The sequence below is a fragment of the Pseudonocardia asaccharolytica DSM 44247 = NBRC 16224 genome, assembly GCF_000423625.1.
Classification (GTDB): Bacteria; Actinomycetota; Actinomycetes; order Mycobacteriales; family Pseudonocardiaceae; genus Pseudonocardia; species Pseudonocardia asaccharolytica.
Map to the genome: position 1 here is coordinate 42,499 of NZ_AUII01000028.1, position 16,938 is coordinate 59,436.

Below are 16,938 nucleotides of genomic sequence, written 5' to 3' on the forward strand. Positions count from 1 at the left end.
GATCCCCCAGGCGCGGCCGAGCATGCCTGACCCTAGCCCCCGGCGCCTGCTGGCCAACCCGCGACGGAGCCCCACACCGCCTGCGAGCCGGTGTGGCCGGCGAGCACCGCGGCGGCGATCGCGACGAGGCCTGCGGCCGCGGACAACGCCCCGGCGACCCGCGGCGCCGAACCGCGCGAGCGGCGGCCGAGCAGTCCCGCGGCGATCGCGAGCACCGCAAACGCCCAGGACGCCCCCACCACGAACAGGCCGAACCGTGCGTGCTGCTCGATCACCGGCACGAACGACGGGGTGATGTCGATCGCGGCCTGCAGTTGGTCGCCGGCGAACTTCGCCAGCGTGGCCGCCACGGCCCCGGCCAGTGCCCCCGCCGCGACGAGCGGTCCATACGGCCGGGTCCAGACCGGCCGCATCGCGACCGCGACGGCGCCGAGCGCCGCCAGCGGAATCAGGACGACCACCGCGTGGACGAGGAGCGGGTGGGCCGGAACGCCCAGGACCGTGAACACCACAGCATTGTGGACGATCGGCGACGAAACCCGAATCCCCACGGCGCCCCGCCGGCGCACCAGACCCTCGGGGCTCAGTGCGGGTACAGCATGGCCGCTACCCGGTGAGGTGGGCGAAGGCGATGCGCAGGTCCCGCTTGAGGATCTTGCCGCTGGCGTTCTTCGGCAGACTCTCCAGCACGACGAAGTACTTCGGCGTCTTGTAGCTGGCCGACTGCCGTCTGCAGAACGCGGCGAACTCGTCGGTGTCGATGCCGCGGACGGCTCCCAGCCGCTGGGCAGGTCCGAGGTCTCGATCGTCTCCTGGGCCACCCCGAGCAGGGGCGTCCTCGGCGATCACGGTTTGCCCGAGAAACCCCTGGCTTGAGCTTGACTTTTAACCCTCCGTGGCTCCGCCGCTCCGAGGAGCGTCCTTTTTGTGTTGTTTCTTGCCGACTGGGTGGCGAGGTGCGGGGGTGGAGGCGCGGCCCTTGGGTCGGCCCGGGCCGGGGTGGGTGGCTTTCGGCGCGCCGGCCGGGGTGCCCAGGGCCCGCCGGCTGCGGTGATAGCTGCGCCGGACCCTTTCGGGGGCCAACCGATCCGGCGTCAGGGGCCTTTCCCAGGGGCGCCGGAGGTCTTCGGCCAGGGGGCGGACCAGGCGGAGCTGCGTGTAGTGCTGCGTTCCTCAAAGCAGGTAGACGAACCTGCGGCGGAGTGTGCGGGTGGGTGGCGGCGGTCGTCCCCAGACCCAGGGGGTGGCGCGGGTGTTGAGCTGGGCGGTGGCGGTCTGTACGGCGGAGGCGATCTCGGCGGCGTCGGCGAAGGTCTGCCCGGCGAACGCCGCCCGCCGCAGCAACCGCCACCAGCCCTCGGCCATATTCAGCCAGCAGGCGGAGCGGGGGATGAACACCTGCCGGATCCGCCGGTGGCGGGCCAGCCATCCGCGCACCGCGACGCTGGTGTGGCTGGACAGGTTGTCGGTGACGATGCGGATCTGCCCCCGCGGGTTCGCGCGGGCGACCTGCCCGAGCAGCCCGATCCAGCCGTCGCTGTTGCGCGCCGGGGCGCAGCAGGTGACCTCGGTGCCGTCGCGGACCCGCAGCGCCCCGTAGACCCAGGTCTTGTCGCTGCCGCGGGAGTAGGTCAGCGGCGCGGTGATGCGGTGGCCGTCGGGCGACCAGCCCGGCGCCGGCGCGAAGGTGCGCGGGATGACCGGGCCCGTTTGTACCGGGCAGGCCAGGCGGCCGGTTCGTGTACCTGTTGTGGGGCACGGTCGATGATGCCGGAGTGTTTGCGATGTTCCGGCGGGTGAAGCTGTGGTTCGATGGCCTCCCTGCGGCCGTACTGGACGCCGCGGTAAAGAAGGGCTGCTGGTGGCCCGGCTGGGGCTGACGGATTCGCGCGGTCACCCGTTGTGCGCGGCGGTCCGCCCGCCGCTGGTGGAGTGGTCCGCCCCCACAGTCTGACGCCCGCCGGAGGACGTCAAGCGCTGGCCGCCGGGCCGGCGAGGATACTGCACACCTCGTCACTCGCGCATTGCGCCGGGTCGGTGGTGGCGGCGCGGCGTTGCAGGCGCCGTAGGACGTCGCGGGCTTGGGCGAGCTCGGTCAGGCGCTGCTCGATCTGGGCCAAGTGCTGGTCGATCAGGTCGGTGACATGCCGGCAGGGGACCAGCCCGCCATCGCGGATCGCCAGGACGCCGCGAATCTCGGCGAGGGTGAGACCTGCGGCCTGGGCGTCGCGGATGAACCCCAATCGGGCGACGGCCCCCTCGGGGTAGTCGCGGTAGCCGGCCGAGGTGCGGGGCGGCTCGGACAGCAGCCCGGCCTCTTCGTAGAACCGGACGGTCTTGGCGGTCACCCCGCCTCGTTGGGCGAGCACTCCGATGCGCATCCCTGCAGCTTACGCTTGACCTTCCAGCGCACTGGAATCTCTACCGTCCATGGTGAGCACCACACGCTGCCCAGGACCAGGAGGCGACCGTGCTGGAACTGACCGTGCTGACCGTGCCGGACTGCCCGAACGAGGCTGTCCTGCGCGAGCGGCTCACCCAGGCCCTCACCGGGCGCCCGGCCGTGTCGATCACCCACCACCTGATCGGCAACGAGGCGGACGCGGCCCGGCTGGAGATGCACGGCTCCCCAACCCTGCTGATCAACGGGGTCGACGTCTTCGCCCCGCCGAACACCCCGGCCAGCCTCTCCTGCCGCCTCTACCACGACGAGACCGGCCCGACCGGCGGCGCCCCTTCGGTGACAGCCCTGCGCGAGGCGCTCCGGCACGACGCCGGATGACATTGTCGACAACGAAGCAAAGGATGAGCCACCATTCACCGACACGGCTCTTCACCTCCCTCGAGGGTGCCTTCGACGATGAGTTCGCGCAGGAACTCATCGAAGGCGCCGAACATGTGGAACTGCAGGCGCCCCGAAGGCGTGGAGGTGTCGATGCCCTGCTTGAGCGCCAGCAGGTCGACCTCGCGCTCACGGAGTAGGGCGGCCAGGTCGAGCAGGTGCCTCAAGGAACGTGTGGCGCGGGACAATCGGGTGATGACGAAGGTGTCCCCCCCGGCCGCAAGTAATCCAGAGCCTTGTCGAGTTCGGGACGGCGGTCGATCTTCCCGGACGCCTTATCAATGAAGATCCGATCGCATCCGGCGGCCGTGAGAGCGTCGTGCTGGCTTTCGGGATTCTGATCGCGAGTGGAGACGCGTCCGTAGCCGATCCCGCTCACCGCGGCAGTGTCTCATAAAGGGCCATGCCGTGGAGTAACGAAACATAGTTTTCGTACGCGAATTTTGAGACGCTATTTCGCTAGCGCTCCGTATGGACGAGCTGCACCTTGGCCAGGATCTCGCCCGCGGTGGCCGTCCATTCGAATGGCTTGGGATTTGCGTTCCACTGCTCGATGTAGTCGCGGATCTGCCGGACAAGAACCTTGACCGAGCTGAACGAGCCACGACGAATGGACTGTCGGGTGATAACCGAGAACCAGGTCTCGATCTGATTCAACCAGGGCGACCCGACCGGAGTGAAGTGGAAGTGCACGTGCGAGTTCTTTCCAGCCAGGCCATCACGTCCGGCGTGGTGTGGATCGAAAGGTTATCCAGCATACCAGTACAACGACGTCAACCGTAGAACGATACGCAGCACTATGGGCGCTGACCTGCAGTTCTCAACTTTTAGGGCCCGCGCGGATTGATCACAGCGTGATCGCGGCCGGGCCCAGGACGGTTTCGGGGTCCGGCGTCCCGGTCGTTTCGCGCAGTATCCAAGGTTTTAGGGGTCTGACCTGCAGTGATGTCGCTGTTCGGTCAGCCGTTGGCCTGGAGCGCGGCGAAGTCGGCGTGGGCTTGCTCGACGGCCTCAGGGTCGCGTGATAGATGCTGGCCAGGCTCGGGTTGCGCACCTTGCGCTGGCCCGGGGGGACGGGGCTGATCATGGCAAGCGCTTCCGGCGGATCGTCCACCGAGCCGGGCCGGTTTCTCGACGATCTCGAAGTCGGCGTCCGGTTCGCGGTACATGCCGCAGCCGGTGCAGGCGTGCGGCAGGGCGGGATGGGCTGGCTTACCCGGCCCGAATGTCCACGGTGGATGCTGCTCAGGCGATCGCCGCGATGTCGCCGTCGTCGAAGTAGATGGACTGGTGGAGCCGGCCGCCGAGGGCGGCGGCGTAGCGGGCGAGCACGTCGTGTCCGGAGACCCTGCCTCGTTCGATCTGAGACACCCGCCCCTTCGTGACCCCCATTCGATCGGCCACCTCCTGCTGGGTGAGGCCCCGGCGACGCCTGATCTCGGCAAGACGCCGGCCGCGGACCGGGGCGAGCAGTTCCTCCTTCCCGGCCTGCACGGCCTGCTCGCCGCCGGCCCGCTCGACGTGCGCCGCGCGCACGTCGCTCCACCGCGTGTAGCTGGTCATCGCTCGCCCTCCTCCTCGGCTCGACGTTGTTTCAGGTAGACCTCGTAGCGTTGCTCGGCGAGCGGGATCGCCTGCCGGTACCAGCTTCTCCACTGCCCGGCCTTGTCCCCGGCGACCAGCAGGATGCTGGAGCGCCACGGATCAAAGGCGAACAGGATCCGCACCGTTCCCGGCCGCAACTCCTTCAGGTTCTGGATCCTGGAGCCGGCGATCGTGTCGACGAGCGGGCGGCCCAGGGCCGGGCCGCCCGCGGCCAGCGCATCGATGGCCTGCACGACCCGCGCGTGGGTCGGCTCATCGAGCCGGTCGATCCACTCGAGCACCTCGTCGACGAGGTACACCTCCCACTCGTCGGCGACCACGCCGTCGAGTATAGCAAAAGCTAAACCAGCCTCTGGGGATCCCGCGCGGCGGCCGCTCATGGAGCGAGGCCCGCCGCTGGGGTGGGAGGTGCGTGCCGAGGAGCCGGCACGGAGTGCGTCACGGGGGCGCGGCAGCGACCGTGGCTACGGGGCCGGCGCGGGTCCGGGTGGCTTGCCCAGGTGCCGGTAGGTGGTGGGGCGGGGGACGCCGAACTCGGCGGCGATCTCGGCCACGGTGTAGCGGCGCTTGCCGTCGGGCCCGGTCTCGTCGTACATCTGCCGGGCCAGCGCGACCTGGCGGGGGCCGAGCTTGGGTTTCTGACCGCCGGTTCGGCCGCGGGCGCGGGCCGCGGCCAGCCCGTCGAGGATGCGTTCGGACATCAGGGCGTGTTCGAATTCGGCGATGGCGCCGAGGATGTGGAAGAACATCCGGCCCACCGCGGTGGAGGTGTCGATGCCCATCTTCCCGAGATGTCTCGTGAACGATCGATTCCGGACAAGATCGATAACGATCCGCGGCGAGTTCCGGCCGCGAAGTCACCCCAGCCTTCGCGGGCTGCCTGTGCAGAACCGCTCGGTTGGGGCTCATGACACGTTTCTTACCGGCATCCCTTCTTGCATACCGGATGGCCGCGGGGATCTCGCTCAGCGGGTAGGTCCGGTCGACGACCGGGGTCACCATGCCGGACTCGATGAAGCTCGGTGAGGACGATCGCGGAGTCCCGAGCTCGGCTGAACCGGGATCGGGTGCTGCGCGCTGCCATCGCCCTTGCCGATGCGACGGGGATCGAGTCGCTCACCATGCGAAAGCTCGGCGTGGAACTGGGCGTCGAGGCGATGTCGCTGTACAACCACGTGGCCAACACGGGCGATCTTCTCGACGGCATGATCGACGCCGTCTTCGCCGAGATCGAGCTGCCTCCCGGCGGAACCGACCGGAGGACGGCCATGCGGCAGCGGGCGATCTCGGTCCGCGAGGTCCTGTCGCGCCACCGCCGGGCGACCGGGCTGATGGAATCGCACACCACGCCCGGCCCGGCAACGCTGCGGCACCGTGGCGCGGAGATCGGAACGTTGCGGGGAGCGGGGTTCTCGATCGAGTTGGCCGCCCACGCGTTCTCCGTCCTGGGCAGCTATATCTACGGATTCGCCCTGCAGGAGGCGAGCCTGCCGTTCGACACCACGGAGGAGACGGCCGAGGTCGCGCAGACGATTCTGGCGCGACTGTCCTCCGGCGAGTACCCCCATCTCGCCGGAGGACAGTCAAGCGGGTCCTTGCGCCCGGCTACGACTACGGCAACGAGTTCGCGTTCGGACTCGACCTGATCCTCGACGGCCTCGAGCGGGCCCGCCACGCGACCTGAGCACACTCACCGCCGATCCGTAGGCGGCCGGTCGGTCGCCGAAGGAGCCGCCGTTCGGCCCAGTACCCGTTGCGCCGAGGAACCGCTCGCCCGGGCGGGCCTACCGTGGCCGCTCGACACCGGATGACACCGAGCCGCACCGCCGGAAGGATCGAGATGGCCCACCGTCGTTCCGCGCGCCTGGTCCTGGCCGCCGGCTCGGCCTGCCTGGTGCTGCTTGGGGCCTGCGGCACGGACGAACCCGCCGGCCCGGCACCGGCGACGACGGCACCGCCCGCGGCCCACCAAGGGCCGCAGGGGCAGCAAGGGCCGCAGGGGCACCAAGGGGACCAAGGGGACCATGGGCACCACGGCGGCGGTGGTCTGGAGCTGTGGGCGACGCAGACGGCGACGCTGGGAACCATCGTCCTCGACGGAAACGGCCGGATCCTCTACCGCTCCGACGCCGACACCAACGACCCGCCGACGTCCCGCTGCGCCGGCGAATGCACCCACAAATGGGTGCCGGTCATGCTGCCGGACGGTGCGGAGCCGGTGCTGCTCGGGGTCGAGCCCGCAAAGGTCGGGACGATCCGCCGAGGCGACGGCACGACCCAGGTCACGCTCGGCGGGTGGCCGCTCTACACGGTCGCCGGCGATCCGGGCGACCACGACGGGGCCGGCGCCAACGGTGCCGACGGGACCTGGTTCGCCGTCACGCCGACGGGGGACAAGGCGAGGCCGTGACGCCGGTCGGTCCGCGCTCGGATTCGACACCAGGGTCGGATGATCATGATGCGGGGAGCCCGTCAGGTCGAGCGCGCCGATCGCCGGCCCTCTCGTTGCGCCCGGCAGGATTCGGACCACCTCAGCTGCGGTGCAGGGCGGGTTGCCCGTTCTCGATCACGAACGAGGCGCGGGTCTCGACCGGTGCGCCGGGCCGGGAGACGTACGGAACGACCCGGAAGTCCGCCCGGATCTCGCGGTCCTGAATGGCGGCCCGCAGGTAACCGCGGCGGTTGTGGTGGAAGCGGATATGGGGGTTGTCGGCCAGGATCGCGGCGGTCGTCGGTTCGGTCTCCGAACCGTCGCCTTCCGAGGTGATCGAGGTCGACACGAGCTCGGCGGCAATGGTCGCCGAGGCCGGGTCGTCGAAGCGCTCCTTGACCTCCGCCGCGCAGTGCCGGTGCATGTCGCCGGTGAGGATCACACTGTTGCGCGCACGGGAGTCCCGCAGCGCCGCGACGAGCCGCTCCCGGCTGCCGACGTAGCCGTCCCAGGCGTCCGGGTTGAAGCCGCGCCCGGCGCCCGGCCGCACATCGAGCTGGGTGAAGAACACCTGCTGGCCCAGGAGGTTCCAACGGGCGCTCGAGCTGCGCAGCCCGTCGAGCAGCCACGACTCCTGTTCGCCACCCGTGATCGACCGGCTCGGGTCGGTGCGCCCGGGGCAGTCGGAGCCGAACCGTCCGCCGCAGGGTTGATCACTGCGGTACTGGCGGGTGTCGAGCAGGAAGAAGCTGGCCAGGTTCCCCCAGTCGACCCGTCGGTAGAGCTGTAGGTCGATGCCCCGGGTCGCCGAGATGCGCCGCAGCGGCATGTTCTCGTGGAACGCCTGGAACGCGGCCGCCCGCCGGGCGAGGAAATCGGGCTGTGGCATCTCGGGGATCTCGTCGGCCCAGTTGTTGTCCAGCTCGTGGTCGTCCCACACCGCCAACCACGGGGCGGCGGCGTGCGCGGCCTGCAGGTCCGGGTCGGTCTTGTACTGGGCGTACCGCTGCCGGTAGTTGCCCAGGGTGACCGTCTCCGGTCCGGCATGATCGCGGACGTTGCCGTCGGGCGCCACATAGTCCTGCGCGGCGTGCTCGTACCGGTAGTCACCGAGGTGCAGCACGAGGTCCGGATGCTCCTGCGCGAGGTGCCGGTACGCGGTGAAGTAACCGTGCTCGTACTGCGCGCAGGACGCGACGCACATCGTGAGCGTGCCGGCATGCGCGCCGGGACCGGGGGCCGTGCGGGTCCGGCCGACCGGGGACTGGTACGACCCGGTGCGGAACCGGTAGAAGTACTCCCGCCCCGGTGCCAGCCCCTCGAGCTCCACGTGCACGCTGTGCGCCGACTCGCGAACGGCCGTCTCGGTCCCGCGCCGGTGCACCCGGCGGAACGACTCGTCGACGGCCAGCTCCCACTCCACCTCGACCGGACCCGGACCCATCCCCCCGAACCCGTCCTCGGCCAGCGGGTTCGGCGCAAGCCGGGTCCACAGCACGACGCCGGATGCGCTCGGCTCACCGGACGCGACCCCGACCGTGAACGGGTCCGTCGGCCGAGGTCGGGCGCACCCCGGCAGCGCGCCGCTCACGAGCAGCGCTCCTAGACCCGCGGCACCGTTCCGGAGCAGGCTCCGGCGGCTGATCAACACATCGCCCACACCAGGCAACCAGGCCACTCTGTTCGTCGGGTCCGCGCTCCCGGCAGCAGGTCCGGACCGTGTCTCACTGGCGCGCGGCGCCCCGGTTCGATGCCCGGGCGGTCCCCTCGGCCAGCTCTGCCACCACCGCTGCGGCGGGCTGGACCGCTCGGATTGCGGCCACACCGCGGCCGGCGTACATGCACATGGCTTCCGGCTCGCCCTCCACCTGAGCCAGCGGAGGGATCCCGGCAAATGCCAGGATCTTGTTCGCGCCGAGCCGTGCGATGACCTGACCCTTGCGGAGCTCGGCGGCATGGATGGAGCCACGCAGCACTCCATGGTGCGACGGGCAAAGCGGGCAGTCGATCGAGAACCGGTCGGTTTCCACGGCGTCTTCTGCTTGGGCGGTGATGAGGGCTTGTTGATAGCGAGGGTGGGCTCCGGACTCCTCGGTGGCGATGAAGCGGGTGCCTACCCGCACACCGTCAGCGCCGGCAGCCATCACCCGCTCGACGTCCTCGGTCCCGCCGATGCCGCCCGCCCCGAGCACGGGGACGTCGAGTTCCTGCAGGCATGCCTCTAGGAGCGGCATCAGCGCGCTGCGCCCGTCGTGGTGGCCGCCGGCTTCGACTCCCTGGGCGGTCACCAGGTCGCATCCGGCGCCCACCGCTGCTCGGGCACTCTCTATGGACCCGACCTGCCAGCCGGCGAGGGCGCCGCCCTGGTGGGCCAGTTCGACGAGTTCGGGGTCGGGGGGACCCCAGAAGAAGTCGATGACCCGGCACCGCCGAGCGGCGAGCTCGAGCGTTGGGCGATCGAAGAGCGGGATGAGCACGTTGAGCGCCAGAGCCCCGGAAGTCTCCTCGGGCAGAGACCCGCATGCCGCTTCCACCTCGGCTGCGGGGTGCAAAGCGTGCAGGGTCCCCAGCCCGCCCGCCGCCGCGACGGCAAGAGCCAGACCGGGCGGGGAGATAGGACCCATCGGCGCTTGCTGGATCGGAATCGAGCAACCGACGAGCCTGGTGAAGCGGGTCTCGACCATGGCAGTCTCCTTGTCCGAGAGATCCGAGACTTTGGGCCAGGATGGTCGCCTCCCGCGGCTGGCAATAGCCCCCGCCTGAGGAGTGACCGCAGCCTCGGTCGGGTGTGGGAAAGAGGGCGAAGCGGTTGTCAAAGGGGGACGACGAATCGTCACGGGTGGCTCGAACAGACGAGCGCCACCCGTCTGGGTGGTGAAGACGTCCTGCGTCCTCCCATACCGCCACGTCCGGTTGCGGTCGCTGTAGGCGAGCGCGGGCGAGTTCCGCGCGTTACGCGGGGACCGCGGTGGCGTTCACGGCGTGGATCGTCGTGACCATCTCGTCGATCTCGATCTCGGGGAAGATGTCTTCCGGTCCGCCGGGGGCGATGGCGGTGAACGGGGACTGGTAGAGGACGTCGATCTCGATGGTGCCGTTGCGGGCCAGGTAGCCGATCACTTCATGGAGGAAGTGGAGTTGGGTCGAGGTGAAGGTCTTGCCCTGCTGGAACGCGTCGAACGCCGCGGCCGCGGCCTCCCGGTCGAGCCCGGTGAGGGAGCGGAGGAACACGCCGAGGCCGCCGGCGGTGGTCTTGGCCTGGTCGATCTCGACCTCGGTGCCGATGCCGGCCTCGATGAAGATCCGCTCGAGCTCGTCGAGGTCGGTCGCGGTGATCTGCCGGTTGCGCCGGATCTTCTGGACGGCCAGCTGATCCTCGTGCGTGCGCAGGTAGATGCACAGCTTCTGCTCGAACCGGGTGAGATCAGCGCCGATCTCCATCCCGCGCAGGGACGCGGCCGACAGCTCGCCGAGCTCGTCCTCGAAGTCGGTGTAGACGATGCCGCGCCTGGTCTTCTCGATCAGCTTGACCAGGCTGCGCAGGCGCCGACGCATGGTCTCCAGCATCGGCAGGGTGACGTCCTGCCACCATCCGTCGCCGGCGAGCCCGTCGAGGAGTCCCTGCTGGGCGCGGACAGCGGGGATGGTGAGCTGGTCGAGCAGCGCGGAGGCGAGCTGCTGGCCTGGGCCTGGAGCCGGGTGTAGCCGGGCTCGGCGTTGACCAGGGCGAGTTGGAGGCGCAGCGCGAGCAGGTCGAAGCGCTTCGCCTCCTCGCTGCTGTCGTTCTCGCGGAAGGTGGTGGGCAGCCCGGCGAGGTGGTCGACGAGCTCGGCGTGCGCCTCCGGGGGTCAGCTTGAGCCAGCTGTCGAAGTTGCTGAACACCTCGACCTGCTCGCGGTGCGGGCGGACCAGGAAGTTGTCCGGGTTCATGCCCGTGACCTCCTGGTGCAGACGCCGGGCCAGGTCCCAGCGCAGGCCGACCTCGCTGGTCGTGCCGTCGGCGCCGTCCTCCGCGGCGGGCACCTGGTCGGGATGTTGCTGGTCGAGGGCGAGCAGGAGATCGGCGCGGCGGGAGAACAGGCGCTGGCCCAGGGGCGGGGCGAGTTTGCCCTCCGCGGGCATGAGGTTCTGGTTGAAGAACTCGACGTTCTGGCACAGGTCGAAGACGAGGAAACCGGTCTTGTCGCGGTGCGGGCCGAACAGGTCCGGGGCGAGGCGGGTGCCGCGGCCGATCATCTGCCAGAACTTGGTCTTGGAGCGCACCAGCTTGAAGAACACCAGGTTGACGACCTCGGGCACGTCGATGCCGGTGTCGAGCATGTCCACGGAGATGGCGATGTGCGGGGCCTTGGCCGGGTTGGCGAATCGGTCGATCAGGCTTTGCGCGTACTCCGTGCGGCGCGTGATGACCTGCGCGAACTCGCCCTTGTACTCGGGGTGGTGCGCGTCGAAGCGCTCGGCGATGAACTCGGCGTGCCGGTTGTTCGCCGCGAAGATGATCGTCTTGCCGAGCCGGTCGCCGCCGGCGACCTTGAGGCCATGGGTCAGCAGGGTCTGCAGGGCCTTGTCGACGGTGTCGGCGTTGAACAGGTACTTGTTCAGCTCGTCGGAGGTGATCTCGTCGGGGACGTCGCCGTCCTCGTCCCACTCCAGCTCGTCCCAGCGCTGTTTGTCCTCCTCGGACAGCTCGGCGTATTTGATGCCGCCGCGCTGGAACTTCAGCGGGACATCCACGGCGCGGGGGGCGACGAGGTAGCCCTCGGAGACGGCCTCGTCGAGGGTGTAGACGTCGGTGGGCACGCCGTCCTCCAGCTGGAAGCGGCGGTAGGTGTTGCGGTCGATCTCGTCCTTGGGGGTCGCGGTCAGGCCGACGAGCAGGGCGTCGAAGTAGTCGAGATGGCGCCGTACTTCTGGTAGATGGAGCGGTGCGCCTCGTCGACAACGATCATGTCGAAGTAGCCGGGGCCGAAGCGTCGCAGCCCACTGCCGTCCATGTCGTTGATCATGTTGAGCAACGTCGGACAGGTGGAGACGAACACGCGGCCGCTGAGGTCCTTGTCGGTCAGCAGGTTGACCACGGGCGCGTTCGGCAGGTGCTGCTTGAACGCGTCCGCGGCCTGGATGACCAGTGCTTTGCGGTCGGCGAGGAACAGGACGCGCTTGGCCCAGTTCGCCCGCATCATCAGGTCGGTGAGCGCGATCACGGTGCGGGTCTTGCCGGCACCGGTCGCCATGACGAGCAGGGCGTGGCGCTGCGCATCGTTCTCGAACGCCTCGGCGATGCGGCGGATGGCGTGCGACTGGTAGCGGCGTCCGGCGATCTGCTCGTTGATCGGGAGCGTGGCGAGGGTGAGGCGGCTCGCCCGGCGCTGGATCAGCAGCCGCAGCTCGTCCTTGGTGTAGAAGCCCTGGACCTCGCGCGGCGGGTAGTTCAGATCGTCCCAGAGGTGGGTGTGGTAGCCGTTGGTGTAGAAGATCACCGGGCGTTGGCCGAACTGCGCCTCCAGGCAGTCGGCGTAGAGCTTGGCCTGGTGGCGGCCCTGCTGCGGGTCGCGGGTGGTCCGCTTGGCCTCGACGAGGGCGAGCGGCTTGCCGTCGTCGTCCCACAGGACGTAGTCGACCTTGCCGGTGCCCGAGGGTGACGCGGAGACGGGCATCCCGGTGACCGGGTACTCGCGGTCCTGCGGTTGGTCGAGCGCCCAGCCGGCCTCCTTGAGCCGCAGGTCGATGATCAGGGTGCGGGTCTGCGCCTCGTCGTAGTGGTGGGTGTCGGGCCGGGCCTCGTCGGCCGCCTTGATCTCGGCGCGGAGCGCGGCGTCCTGGGCCGCGTACTTCTCGGCCTGCGCCTTGAGCTCGGCCTGCTTGGCCAGGCGCACGCCGGCCGGGACCGGGCGCGGGATGACGGCCGGATCGAAGGCCAGGCCGGCGGCGGGCAGGTCGGCCGGGTCGCGCGAGTAGGTGCGGGCGACCCAGTACAGGACGTGGAACAGCTCGGCGACGACGCGGACCGCGTCGTTGGGCGCCACCGGGCCGTTGCGGTGCACCGCGGTGTTGCCCTGCCGGCGGATGACGTCCATCTTCGCCCGGATCCCCGGCCCGGCCACCCGCACCAGCGTCGGCTCGGCGATCATCGCCGCCAGGTCTTCCCGGTAGGGGCGCTGGAGCGAGCCGTCGGCCTGGAACAGCCAGGTGACCGTGAGCTCCAAGACCCGGCGCGCGTAGAAGCACGACGCCCGCGGGTCCGCCACCGCCAGCCGCTCGGCGCGCACCGCCTCGGCGTGCAGGGCAGGCCACTCGGCCCTGAGGAACCCGAAGTTGCTCACGGTGGCGGCCCTTTCCTGGTACTGGCGGTGCGGGACAGAGAGAACGGACAAAGCGTCAGGCGGCGGGGGCCTCCCACAACTCGCCGCGGAACGCGCGGTGCTGGAGCGACGCGAACAGGGCGTCGAGCTCAGCGAGGTGTCTCTGATGAGATTCTTCGAGCATGTCAACCCTGCTAACCCGCGCGGAAAATTCCTTCTGCAGGCCTAATGGAGGGCAAATCAATTCGATTGACTCAAATCGGGCCTTGCTGACTAACCCTGTCATTCCGTCCGTCGACCGCTCCTGCACCAGTCGCTTGGCGGCACGCAATTGCGCGTACAGAAACCGCCACTCTTGCTCGCTTGGAGAAATCGCATTGATTTGCTGATTGAACGCAACCGTGCGATCAGCAACGGCGGCATCGCCGATACGCGCACGACTGCCAGCTATGCAAGTTACCAGGATTGAACCCGGACCGACGACCCGAGCCTTCTTTGCTCCAGTGGCAGAGAGGAATTCGGAGGCTGTAGTGAGATAAAGCCTCGACGGATCGATATTGTCAGACTTGATCCACTCGATCGCATCGCCATAGTTTTCCTTGACATCCCTGCTTGGAGTGTTCCCGGTGGCTACGTGGCCAAGTTCCCTCAAAGGATTCACTGGCCAGCCTTTGGGGTTGCTCGCGGGATCGCCGAAAATGTCGAGGAAGGTGGACTGGGCGAGTTCGTCCAGTAGGGAGATGGCGACGCGGCGTCTGGCGCGCAGCGCGTCCACGCTGTCCAACACCTGCGCAATCCGCCGCTGCTCGTCTAGTGGTGGGACGACGATGTTCTCTTCCTTCAAGAACTTGAAATGGTGTGAGTAGCCCGCGCTCGGGATGTCTACCCATGACAAGACGTGGTAGAGATACTTGGCATTAATTCCAGGCTGGGGGCGAAGAACTTTAACTCCATCGGCGCCCATGCAGAAGAGGGAGTCGACGTATTTGAAGGCTCGGGTGTGGTCCCCGAAGATCACGACAGGCAGGTCGCCGCGATAGAGGAAGCGGGGATCATCGGTATAACCTGCAACAGCTGCCTTTCCTTGGTCAATTACGGCGTAGGTGTCCGACTCCTGGTATTCTGACTTCGGGACCTTCAGATTTCCGGCTGAAGCATCGCTCACGCACTCGTCAAATGGCAGGATCGGCCACGCGCTCATCCCAGCAGTCCCTTCAGCTCCGACATGCCCTGCTGGATCTCCGCCTCGATACGCGCCAGTTCTTCCAGGATTTCGGCCGGGGGCCGGTGCTCGACCTCCTCGTGGACGATCTCCTTGTAGCGGTTGAGGCTGAGCCTGGATCCACCGTCGCGGTTCGTGTGACGCGCTAGTTGATCTTCTGCCGGGTTGGTGGTGGAAGGGCGTGGTTGAGCTGCCGGTCTGTCCGGCGCTTCTGCTGGAGGGTCTCCGGTCGGGCCCTGTGGGGGCGGTGGTCAGGCTGCGGCGGGGAGGGGGTCGTGCAGGGCGCGGCGGAACAGCTCGTCCAGGCCCGGTTCCCAGGGCCAGTCGCGTGGCAGGTGGAGGTCCTGGCGGTGCGCGGAGTGCGCGACCCGGGCTGGGGTGCCGATCAGTCGGGCGCGCAGGGTCGCGGCGCGGGCGCGGGCGTGGCGGGCACCGGCCAGGACGCCGGCGGCGCGGGTGAGGTTGTGGGAGATCGCGGCGCAGGCCAGCCAGGCGGCGTTCGCGGCGAACGAGCCCGAGGGCAGGTGCGCCAGCGGGCCGTTGTTGAGCTCGGCGAGGACCTGCTCGATGATCGCGTGGTCGCGGTGGGTGGCCTCCGCGGTGAGCGTCGGTTCGCTGCTGTCGGGGAACACCGCGTGGTAGCGGTGGACCGCGAACGCTTCGGTCTGTCCGGCCGCACCTGGGCGGGGTTGAGCCGGCGGACCCGGCGCACGATTAGCCGGGCGGTGATGTGCTCGGGTTTGCGGCGGCCGGTGAACGCGGTGAACTCGGTCTCGGCGATCTCGGCGTCGGAGATCCACCGCTGCTCGTCGTCGTAGATCGCGTTGGGGTAGCGGATCGGGGTCCAGGCCTGCTTGTCGATGCTGGTGATGGCCCGGGTCACGGTGGCGGGGCGGGCGGTGACCGAGAACCGGGCGCCGGCCCGGCGGCAGGTGGTGATGAGGTCGTGGCCGTAGTAGGCCGAGTCCGCGTGCACCAGCAGCATCGCGTGTCGCGCGGTGCCGGCGCCGGCGCGGCGCGCGGTGGCCAGCGCGTCGGCGAGCAGTCTGGCGGCGCCGCGGGCGGAGTTGGTGGAGCCCTTGCGCAGCCGGGTAGCGGCGATCACCGGCGCCGAGACAGGCGTGGAGAGCACCGCGAGCAGCGCGGTGAGGCCCTTGACGCCGGTGTGGCCGCGCCCGGCGCCCTGCTTGGCGTAGCCGTAGGTCTGGCGCACGGTGTCGTCGAGATCCACGAACACCACCTGGTCGGCGCCGGGCAGCAGCGGGGTCGCGGCCGCGAGGCGGGCCAGCAGCCGGGCGGCGACGGCGTCGAGGTGGCGGACGTGGCCGAAGGTGAACCGGCGCAGGAACGTGCCCCGGGTCGACGGGGCCCGGACCTGGTCGAACACCGGCCCCATGCCGCCGTGGCGCAGCAGGTCCAGGTCGGCGATTGAGTCCGCACCCGCGATCATCCCGCCGATCAGCGCGGTAATCTTCGCCGCCGCGTTCGCGGTGCCCTTCCCGGTCAGGGTGAGCCCAGAGACCAGCAGCGTCGGGAGGCCACACCGGGCGGCCAACGCCATGATCGGCACCAGCCCGACACACGACACGAGGTTGGGATCATCGAACCGCACGCTGATCGCGGATCGGGCGTGGGATAGTCGCATCCAGCGGATGCCCTTCTGAGTGGGCTCAATGTGACCGTGGTAAGCCACATTCTCCCAGCTCAGAGGGGCATTCGTGTGTCACGACCCGCGCTCACCAGCAACATTCGGCGGTGGATCCAGGCTGAAGGCGCGTCAGGGTGCGTTCCTGCCTCGTCGTACGTCTTGGCCGTCTCCCGGAGCTGTCGTGGCCTGCCGGTCAGCGGGTCGGTGCCGGCGTATACGACGACGCGGAACGAGCCGCTGGGGAGCTGCCCGATGTGCCCGCGTGTACGGCGCTTTCGAGGAGGCATGGTATGAGGTTAAGGCCGTTTCATGCCACGAACCGTGCCACGCGCCAAAGCACGTTGCGAGCGAAAATGGAGAATCCACTGGTCAGCGGGTGGTGCCCCCGGCAGGATTCGAACCTGCGCTCCCGCCTCCGGAGGGCGGACGCTACCCCCGGTCGCGTAGATCGCTGATCAGTGCAAACACGTCGTGCAGCGGCGAGACAGGTTGGGCGGCGGGAACGTCCTGGGAACAGCAGGGCCTCAGCCGGTGAGTGCCGCGCTCAGCACTGCACCGGCGGGTGCGTGACAGTCGGCGAGCCTGTCACGATTCCCGTGTAAGCTACGGGTGACTGACGTTGTTATTCTCTCACAGTGGGAGTCGTCCAGGGAAGAGGACGACCAGTGTATTTAGAGCCGTTTTCCAGCCCCAGGTACCGGTTCCGGATTCACCTCCCCTCTTGCTGGAGATGTTCCGCAGGCCCAGGTAAATGAGCTTCATCGCGGCCTCGTCGGACGGGAAGTGTCCGCGAGTCTTGGTGATTTTCCGTAGTTGGAAGTTGATGGACTCGATGGCGTTGGTGGTGTAGACGACGCGACGCAGTTCCGGCGGGTAGTCCAGGAACGG

General features: G+C 69.0%; 17 protein-coding genes and 3 pseudogenes. 4 read left to right on the forward strand and 16 right to left on the reverse strand.

Going from position 1 to position 16,938, the window contains the following annotated elements; translation table 11 throughout:
• Window positions 1-32: 32 nt before the first annotated feature.
• The 3 genes from G567_RS30345 to G567_RS0121175 form a co-directional block, all read right to left on the reverse strand.
• Window positions 33-509 (reverse strand): DUF2231 domain-containing protein, encoded by a 477-nt coding sequence (locus tag G567_RS30345; protein WP_147201143.1) that lies wholly within the window; start codon window positions 507-509, stop codon window positions 33-35.
• 97 nt (window positions 510-606) lie between these two features.
• The gene (locus G567_RS0121170) at window positions 607-849 is read right to left on the reverse strand and encodes a hypothetical protein (RefSeq protein WP_028931552.1); all 243 of its coding nucleotides are present in this window, start codon (window positions 847-849) and stop codon (window positions 607-609) included.
• Between the two features lie 324 nt (window positions 850-1,173).
• Window positions 1,174-1,728 carry an IS630 family transposase gene (locus G567_RS0121175; RefSeq protein ID WP_028931553.1) on the reverse strand — a complete coding sequence of 185 codons (555 nt, stop codon included), beginning with the start codon at window positions 1,726-1,728 and terminating at the stop codon, window positions 1,174-1,176.
• Here G567_RS0121175 and G567_RS37270 point away from each other — a divergent pair.
• Window positions 1,716-1,954, forward strand: a pseudogene (locus tag G567_RS37270) (DUF5990 family protein); the annotation flags it as partial. The gene G567_RS0121175 and the pseudogene G567_RS37270 sit on opposite strands and share 13 nt — an antisense overlap.
• 16 nt (window positions 1,955-1,970) lie before the next feature.
• Here G567_RS37270 and G567_RS0121185 read toward each other — a convergent pair.
• On the reverse strand, window positions 1,971-2,381 hold the full coding sequence (locus G567_RS0121185) for a heavy metal-responsive transcriptional regulator (RefSeq protein ID WP_028931554.1): 411 nt from the start codon (window positions 2,379-2,381) through the stop codon (window positions 1,971-1,973).
• Between the two features lie 89 nt (window positions 2,382-2,470).
• Between G567_RS0121185 and G567_RS0121190 the strand changes: the two genes are divergently transcribed.
• The gene (locus G567_RS0121190; RefSeq protein WP_028931555.1) at window positions 2,471-2,782 is read left to right on the forward strand and encodes a hypothetical protein; all 312 of its coding nucleotides are present in this window, start codon (window positions 2,471-2,473) and stop codon (window positions 2,780-2,782) included.
• A gap of 35 nt (window positions 2,783-2,817) precedes the next feature.
• On the opposite strand, the pseudogene G567_RS36345 reads toward G567_RS0121190, so the two are convergent.
• The 5 genes and pseudogenes from G567_RS36345 to G567_RS36735 all read right to left on the reverse strand — a co-directional run bounded on the left by G567_RS36345 (window position 2,818) and on the right by G567_RS36735 (window position 5,229).
• Window positions 2,818-3,221, reverse strand: a pseudogene (locus tag G567_RS36345) (recombinase family protein).
• An 80-nt stretch (window positions 3,222-3,301) separates the two neighbouring features.
• Window positions 3,302-3,535: a transposase gene (locus G567_RS30355; protein WP_051233375.1), complete on the reverse strand. Its 234-nt coding sequence runs from the start codon at window positions 3,533-3,535 to the stop codon at window positions 3,302-3,304.
• A gap of 552 nt (window positions 3,536-4,087) precedes the next feature.
• Window positions 4,088-4,405, reverse strand: a complete 318-nt coding sequence (locus G567_RS0121205) for a helix-turn-helix domain-containing protein (protein WP_028931557.1) — start codon at window positions 4,403-4,405, stop codon at window positions 4,088-4,090.
• Complete coding sequence (locus G567_RS0121210) at window positions 4,402-4,767, reverse strand: type II toxin-antitoxin system RelE/ParE family toxin (RefSeq protein ID WP_028931558.1); 366 nt, start codon at window positions 4,765-4,767, stop codon at window positions 4,402-4,404. The genes G567_RS0121205 and G567_RS0121210 overlap by 4 nt, the downstream gene beginning before the upstream one ends.
• A gap of 144 nt (window positions 4,768-4,911) precedes the next feature.
• Window positions 4,912-5,229, reverse strand: a complete 318-nt coding sequence (locus G567_RS36735) for a recombinase family protein (protein ID WP_084796321.1) — start codon at window positions 5,227-5,229, stop codon at window positions 4,912-4,914.
• 240 nt (window positions 5,230-5,469) lie between these two features.
• Here G567_RS36735 and G567_RS30365 point away from each other — a divergent pair, with 240 nt between their 5' ends.
• Both G567_RS30365 and G567_RS32380 read left to right on the forward strand, forming a co-directional pair.
• Window positions 5,470-6,093, forward strand: coding sequence for a TetR/AcrR family transcriptional regulator C-terminal domain-containing protein (locus tag G567_RS30365; protein WP_245585742.1), 624 nt, complete (start codon window positions 5,470-5,472; stop codon window positions 6,091-6,093).
• Window positions 6,094-6,287: 194 nt separating this feature from the next.
• Window positions 6,288-6,857 carry a hypothetical protein gene (locus tag G567_RS32380; RefSeq protein ID WP_051233376.1) on the forward strand — a complete coding sequence of 190 codons (570 nt, stop codon included), beginning with the start codon at window positions 6,288-6,290 and terminating at the stop codon, window positions 6,855-6,857.
• A gap of 121 nt (window positions 6,858-6,978) precedes the next feature.
• Here G567_RS32380 and G567_RS0121230 read toward each other — a convergent pair whose 3' ends face one another.
• From G567_RS0121230 to G567_RS33510, 7 genes and pseudogenes are all read right to left on the reverse strand, one after another.
• Entirely contained in the window at window positions 6,979-8,547 is a 1,569-nt protein-coding gene (locus tag G567_RS0121230; RefSeq protein WP_373865909.1) for an alkaline phosphatase D family protein, read from the reverse strand.
• Window positions 8,548-8,602: 55 nt separating this feature from the next.
• A complete protein-coding gene (locus G567_RS30375; protein WP_051233377.1) occupies window positions 8,603-9,562 on the reverse strand; it encodes an NAD(P)H-dependent flavin oxidoreductase in 960 nt (319 codons plus the stop codon).
• 268 nt (window positions 9,563-9,830) lie between these two features.
• A complete protein-coding gene (locus tag G567_RS35675) occupies window positions 9,831-11,678 on the reverse strand; it encodes a type I restriction-modification enzyme R subunit C-terminal domain-containing protein (protein WP_211223996.1) in 1,848 nt (615 codons plus the stop codon).
• Window positions 11,679-11,740: 62 nt separating this feature from the next.
• Window positions 11,741-13,201, reverse strand: a complete 1,461-nt coding sequence (locus G567_RS35680; protein ID WP_211223997.1) for a DEAD/DEAH box helicase family protein — start codon at window positions 13,199-13,201, stop codon at window positions 11,741-11,743.
• A gap of 55 nt (window positions 13,202-13,256) precedes the next feature.
• Window positions 13,257-14,381: a restriction endonuclease subunit S gene (locus G567_RS30385; RefSeq protein ID WP_084796323.1), complete on the reverse strand. Its 1,125-nt coding sequence runs from the start codon at window positions 14,379-14,381 to the stop codon at window positions 13,257-13,259.
• Window positions 14,382-14,653: 272 nt separating this feature from the next.
• Window positions 14,654-16,047: pseudogene (locus G567_RS30390) on the reverse strand (IS1380 family transposase).
• A 633-nt stretch (window positions 16,048-16,680) separates the two neighbouring features.
• Window positions 16,681-16,938 (reverse strand): transposase (locus G567_RS33510; protein ID WP_161631734.1); only part of this gene is annotated, 258 nt, incomplete at its 5' end.